The 6,465-nt window shown below is 74.0% G+C and carries 4 protein-coding genes; all 4 read right to left on the reverse strand.

Annotation, left to right across the window (positions count from 1 at the left end; translation table 11 throughout):
• Nucleotides 1-68 precede the first annotated feature (68 nt).
• Nucleotides 69-1,844, reverse strand: coding sequence for a PrsW family glutamic-type intramembrane protease (locus ACFXKZ_RS26755; protein ID WP_380003518.1), 1,776 nt, complete (start codon nt 1,842-1,844; stop codon nt 69-71).
• 139 nt (nt 1,845-1,983) lie between these two features.
• On the reverse strand, nt 1,984-2,727 hold the full coding sequence (gene trmB / locus ACFXKZ_RS26760; RefSeq protein ID WP_380003519.1) for a tRNA (guanosine(46)-N7)-methyltransferase TrmB: 744 nt from the start codon (nt 2,725-2,727) through the stop codon (nt 1,984-1,986).
• A gap of 12 nt (nt 2,728-2,739) precedes the next feature.
• Nucleotides 2,740-5,049 (reverse strand): FGLLP motif-containing membrane protein, encoded by a 2,310-nt coding sequence (locus ACFXKZ_RS26765; protein WP_380003521.1) that lies wholly within the window; start codon nt 5,047-5,049, stop codon nt 2,740-2,742.
• A 52-nt stretch (nt 5,050-5,101) separates the two neighbouring features.
• Nucleotides 5,102-6,319 carry an L-2-hydroxyglutarate oxidase gene (gene lhgO, locus ACFXKZ_RS26770; protein ID WP_380003524.1) on the reverse strand — a complete coding sequence of 406 codons (1,218 nt, stop codon included), beginning with the start codon at nt 6,317-6,319 and terminating at the stop codon, nt 5,102-5,104.
• Between the last annotated feature and the right edge of the window lie 146 nt (nt 6,320-6,465).

Raw genomic sequence — 6,465 nt, forward strand, 5'->3', positions numbered from 1 at the left:
TTCTCCGGCACGCCGATGCACGGCACCGGACGACGCGGCCCGATCCACCAAGATCCGCCGGACAGGGCCTAGCCGGCTCCCGCGGGCGGGGTCGGGTCGGCGGGCGGTTTCGGGGAGTCGCCGGGGCGGGCGTACCAGGTCGGTGGGCCCAGCGGTTCGACCGGGGCGGGGACGCCGCCGTTCACCTGTGGCGGGGGCGGCGAGCCCCACGGCGCGGTCGACTGCGCGGGAAGGTCGGCCCGGGCGCCGTTGGCCGCGTGCCGGGGCGGGCCCCACGGCGGCGGGCCGCTCGGCGGTACGGGACCCCACGCGGGATGCGCGGCCGGATGCCGGGCCGGCGGCATCCACCCGGGCGGCGGCGCGCCGAACGGGTGCACACCGGGCGGCGGGCCGTACGGGGCGACACCGGTCGGGGCTCCGTAGGGCGCCATGCCGTGGGGCGCCATGCCGGTCGGCGGGCCGTAGGGTGCCGTCCCCGGCTGCGTTCCGTACGGCATCGTCCCCGGCGGGCCCCACCCCGGCGGGCCCCAACCGCCCGGCCCGCCGTAGGGCATCGCCCACGGCGGCATTCCCGGCGGCGGCTTGACGTAGCGCCACCTCGGCGACGGCATCGTGTGGTCGATCACCCGCGCGACGGCCGGCTTGGCGGCCCACACCCGTTCCAGCAACTCCCGTTCCTGCCCGGGGTACTCGGGCGCCGGACCGCGCCGCGACCGACCCGCACGCCGCCGCAACTCGGCGAGCAGCGTGGCATCGGCCTGATAGGCGCGCAGCCGCGCGACGCCCTCCGGCCCCAGCGTGGTCCGCGCGGTGCGCAGCGCGCGCGAGCGGTCCGCCATCGAGGACAGCAGCAGCGGCTCGTGCGGCCGGAACCAGCCCGCCGCGACATAGCCCGGCAACTCGTCCTCGACCGCACGCAACTGGTCCCGCCGCACGACCACCGTGTACCAGATCAGCGCGCCGAGGATCGGCATCATCACCAGGAAGTACACCCCGAGGAACGCCAGTCCCTGGGTGGCCGAGCCGTTCCAGGACGCGTGCAGCCCGACCGCGCACACGTACCCGGCGAGCGGGAGCAGGATCCGCGCGGGACGCGAGCGGGCCAGGACCGCCAGGCCGAAGCCGAGTCCGATCATCGAGGTGAACAGCGGATGCGCGAACGGCGACATGATGCCCCGGGCGATGAATATGCCCCACGTGGTGCCCAGGCCGTCGCCGTTGTCCTCGCTCGCCGCGAACTCGCGGCCGAAATAGAGGACGTTCTCGGTGAACGCGAAGCCCGCGGCGCTGATCGCGGCCGGGATCAGCCCGTCCAGCACGCCGCGGAACTCCCGCCGTACGGTCACGAACAGGAGCACGACCGCGAGCCCCTTGACGCACTCCTCGACCACCGGCGCCACGATGGTCAGCCCGAGCAGTTCGGCGTCCTCCTGGCCCTTGAGGTCCATCAGCTTGTCGAACGACCAGCTGTTCGCCAGCAGCGCGACCAGGGCGCCCGCGCACGAGCCCCACGCGAACGCGAAGAGCAGGCTCTTCCAGGGCAGCGGCCGGACCCGACCCAGCCACACGATCGCGCTCACCACCAGCGGGGTGGGTACCAGCGCCAGCAACGCGCCGACCAGGAGGCCCTGGGCGCCGATGGTGTCGCCGAGCATCACCGCGATGGTGATCGCGCAGCCGAGCAACGCCAGGACGAGCGCGGTTATTCGCGCGGTCTGGTTCGCCACGAGCCGGCGCGGCCACGACTTCTCCGCGGGTCCGGGTTCGTACAGGGCGAACTCGTACGCGGCGGGGTCCGCGGGGACGGGACCGGCCGGCGTGTCGGGTCCTTGCGATGCGTCCATATGGGGTGACGATAACGCCGCGCGGGGCTGCGGCGCGCCTCTCTCGGTCGGCTGTGACGTGGTCGGTATGGGTGACCCTGCCCGGATCGGCCCGCCGCCGGCCGCGCCGGCGCGGACCCGGGGAAAACCGACCCTCGGCTCAGCGCCGGCGGAAGAGCAGATCCGCGACGCGATGGCCCTTGGCCAGCCCCTGCTGCTCGAAGCGGGTGACCGGCCGCCACTTCGGTCTGGGCGCGTATCCCTCGACGGTGTTGACCAGTTCGGGCTCGGCGGTGAGCACGTCGAGCATCCATTCCGCGTAGGGCGCCCAGTCGGTCGCGCAGTGCAGGATCCCGCCCGGGACCAGCCGGGAGGCGGCCAGCGCCGCGAACGAGGGCTGGATCAGCCGCCGCTTGTGGTGGCGGGTCTTGGGCCACGGGTCGGAGAAGAAGATCCGGATGCCGGCCAGACAGGCGGGCGGCAACATGTCCCGGAGCAGTTCGATGGCATCGCCGTTGGCGACCCGTATGTTCGTCAGCCCGCGGCGCTCGGCGTCGTGCAGCAGGCTGCCCTGTCCCGGGGTGTGCACGTCGATCGCCAGCACGTTGGTGTCCGGATCGGCCTCGGCCATCGCCGCCGTGGTCTCGCCCATCCCGAAGCCGACCTCCAGCACGACCGGCCGGTCGTCGCCGAACAGCTCGCCGAGGTCGAGCCGACGGTCCGCGACGTCGAAGCCCCACCGCGCCCACAGCCGGTCCAGCGCGTCCCGCTGGGCGAGGGTGACCCGGCCGCGACGCGGGGTGAAGCTGCGCACCGTCGCCATGTGGCGCTCCGCCGGATCGATCGACGCGACGTCCGGGACGGTCGACGCGCCGGGCAGAGGGGTTACGGGAAGAGGGGACATAAGACCAGGATTTTACAGACCGGGATTCGGCGGTGGCGGGGACGAGCGACCGACGGTCGGCGGCACGTTCGGCATGGGCGGCGGGGCGGTCGCCGGCCGGGGTACACCCGATCCCGGCGCGGTCGCCGGCCCGGGCGCTCCCGAAACCGGCCCGGGTACTCCGGAAACCGGCCCGGGCACTCCCGAGCCCGACTGCGTCCCCCACGGCCCGGGCGGCGTCCCCCACGGCCCCGGCGGTCCGGGCGGCGGCGCCGGGCGCAGCCGGAACACCGCCCAGAAGCCGACCGAGACGAGGCAGAACGTGCCGAACACCCACACCGCCCGCGTCCACATCTGCCGCGTCGCGCCGGTGGTGACCCCGGTCGGGTCGAGCAGGGTGAGCAGGAACAGGAACACCGCGACCGCGTACACCGCCGCCCAGGCCCACCGATTCCACCGCCAGATCAACTGCCCGTCCAGCCAGGTGATCGGCAGCAGGCCGAAGACCAGGCCGATCATCGCGGCGATGTAGATCTGGGTGAGCACGTTTTCCGCCAGTACCCAGCCGAAGGCCGGGGAGTCGTCGCCGGCCAGCACATGTTCGACCGGGATCCGCGACACCCACGCCGCCGCCCCGAGCCCGGCCAGCGCCCACGCGCCGAGCGCGGTGGCCCGACCCTCCTCGCGGGCGGGCAGTTGCCGCAGCCCGGCGTGGGTGAAGGCCAGGAACAGGCCGTACACGTAACCCGGCACCAGATGCGCGGTCCGCGACACCACCCCGAGCAGCACCGCGACCACCAGCGCGCCGGGGATCAGCTGCGGGAAGGCGCGGACGCGGGAGAGCCGGCGACGGTACAGCTCGGCCGGCCCCGAATAGGCGAGCACGGTCAGCGGGACGGCGATCAGCATGGACAGCGCGAGCGCGTACGTGGCCCGGTCGAAGCCGATCGTCGGCTCGACCGCGACCGTGCACAGCGCGGACAACACGAGGAAGACGAGCACCTGGAGCCGAGGCGCACGCGGCATCGAGCGCGGTCGGGCCGCGCCCGGGCGCAGTCGGCGGCGGATCCGCAGCCGGTTCTCCTCGATCGTCTTGTTGACGAGTTCGGCGGCGAACCCCACCAGCGGCAGGGCGAGCGCGGTGCCGGCGCCGGCCACCACCAGCGGGCCGGGGTGGTCGAGCAGGTCGCCGGGGGAGGGCAGGTCGAGGGCGGAGTCGGCGCGGTCGGCGGGGCGTGGCGCGAGGGCATCCGCCGTGCGGGCGCCCGGGAGCACGGTGAACGCGAAGCGCACCGTGCCGTCCAGCCGTTCGGCGGCGCAACCGGCCGTCAGTTCGGTCGGCCCCTCCGGCAGGTCGGCGGGCAGGGTCAGCTCGGCGTCGATCCGCCCATCGGCGCCGACGGGTACCCGAGCCACGACCCGGTCGCCGCGCCGCAGCGCCACCTCGGCCGGCGCGCCGTCGATCGGGGCGGCGCAGCCGGTGAACCCGGCCCCGCTCGCCCGGATCCGGTCGCCACCGGCGCGCGGGGCGGACAGGGTGAACGTGGCGGGGGCGAAGGTCACTTGGGCGTCGAGCGTCACGCCGGCGTCCACCACGCCGAACCGGGCGTCGTCGGAGAGGCAGGCCACCGAGAGCCGGTGGGTGCCCCGGGTGGGCGTCTGCGGGAGGTGCACCCGCAGTGCCCGGGTCTCGGTCGGCTCGGCAGGGGCGTAGAACGTGGTGACGAAGCGGCCGTCCCACCGGAGTGCGCCATTGTGGTTGGCGGTGGCCGCGCCGCAGCGCAGGTCGGTCCAGACGGTGACCAGCCGGTCGGGCCCGGCATCGGCCGGGTCCACCACCAGGCGCCGGCTCGCCAGGTTCGCGGGCGGCGGACCTGGCTTGGGGAAGCCGTTCGGGTTGCCCTGCTCGCTCGCGGGATACTCGAACGTGGTCTGCGCCATCGGCGGGAGGAACGGCTCCGCGCCCCGGTTCGTGCACAACGTCCGGAAGCCCTGGTTGCCGAGGTAGATCGGCGGGTCGAGGGTGAAGCGCACGGTGAAGCCGTGGTCGGGGTCCAGCGGTACGTCCGCCGCGATCAAACGGTCGGCGCCCTCGACGTTCGTGCGCAGCCGCGCGTCGAAGCCGATCAGGTCGATCCGCCCGGTGGGGCAGCCGGTGTGTCCGGTGCCCCGGATCGTCACCACGTCGCCCGGCCGCAGCGGCCCGCCGGGGGACACGGTCAACCGCGCCCCCGGGGTGTCCGCGCGGGCGGGCGTCACTCCGCCGAACAGCGGTGCGAACAGCGGTGCGCACAACAGCAGTACGACGCCCGCGAGCAGTGCGCGCAGGACGACGGGTCTCACGGCCAAGGCGGTTCCCCCGATCGGCAGGCCGGCGACCATGATCCACGGGCGACTACCGTTTGGCGAGTTCGCCCAGCCGTTCCGCGACACGCTTCGCGATTTCGTCGCCGATCGGCAACGAGGCGGTGGCCGCCGGGGAGGGCGCGTTCAGCACGTGGATCGTGCGCCGGCCGCCGGTGATCAGGAAGTCGTCGACCAGCTCGCCGTCGGGCCGCACCGCCTGGGCGCGCACCCCGGCGGGCGCCCGGACCAGGTCGGCCGAGGTCACCTCGGGCAGCAGCCGCTGTACCTCGCGCACCATCGCCGGCTTGGCCACCGAGCGCAGCAACTCGCCCGCGCCGTAGCGCCAGTGCCGGCGGGCGATGTGCCACATGCCCGGGTAGGCGAGCGTCGCGGCCAGCTCGCCCGGCGCGATCCGGGCCCACGAGTAGCCCTCGCGGCGCAGTGCCAGGACCGCGTTCGGCCCGACGTGCACGTCGCCGTGTATGCCCCGTGTCAGGTGTACGCCCAGGAATGGGAAGGCGGGATCGGGCACGGGGTAGACCAAGCCGCGCACCAGGCCGCGCCGGGAGGGCACCAGTTCGTGGTATTCACCGCGGAAGGGCACGATCCGGACCGGCGGCGGGTCGCCGGCGAGTGCGGCGATCCGGTCGCTGTACAGCCCCGCGCAGTTGACCAGGACCCGGCCGCGCAGCTCGCCGAGGCGGGTCTGCACGACCACCTCGTCGGCGTGTACGGCGAGGTCGACCACCTCCGCGCCGGTGCGCAGCGAGACGCCGCGGTCGTGCAGCAGGCGGACCAGGGTCCGGCACACGTCGAAGTAGTCGACGATGCCGGTGGAGGCCACGTGCAGGCCGCCGACGGACAACACGTGCGGTTCGTGTTCGCGGACCTGCTCGGTGGTCAGCTCGGCGACCGGCACACCGTTGGCCAGGCCGCGCTCGAACAGGGTGCGCAGGCGCGGGAGTTCATGCACGCTCGTGGCGACCACGAGCTTGCCCGGGACGTCGTGCGCGATGCTGTGCCGGATGCAGAAGTCGACCATCCGCCGGGCGCCCTCGACGGCGAAGCGGGCCTTGAGGCTGCCGGGGCGGTAGTACAGGCCGGAGTGGATCACGCCCGAGTTGCGGCCCGTTTGGTGGGCCGCCCACGAGGTCTCCTTCTCGACGACCGCGACGGTGCGCCCCGGGTCCTGTTCGGTGAGTGCGTAGGCGGTGGCGAGCCCGACGATTCCGCCGCCGATCACCACCACGTCGTAGGTCAACGTCATCAGCACACCTCCGGCCTTCGACCCTAGCGCGTGTCTTCGAACCCCCGTCGGGCTCCACGACGCCCGGCACCGCACCTCGCCGCCCCGGAGAAACAGGCGAATAGAACCACTATGCACCTGCTTCTCCGGCACGCCGATGCACGGCA

It is taken from the genome of Embleya sp. NPDC059237 (genome assembly GCF_042754105.1).
In the GTDB taxonomy this organism is placed as follows: domain Bacteria; phylum Actinomycetota; class Actinomycetes; order Streptomycetales; family Streptomycetaceae; genus Embleya.

Coding starts and splice junctions, on each gene's coding strand:
- lhgO (WP_380003524.1), bottom strand. CDS start 6,319: ATGACGTTGACCTACGACGTGGTGGTGATCGGCGGCGGAATCGTCGGG.
- ACFXKZ_RS26755 (WP_380003518.1), bottom strand. CDS start 1,844: ATGGACGCATCGCAAGGACCCGACACGCCGGCCGGTCCCGTCCCCGCG.
- trmB (WP_380003519.1), bottom strand. CDS start 2,727: ATGTCCCCTCTTCCCGTAACCCCTCTGCCCGGCGCGTCGACCGTCCCG.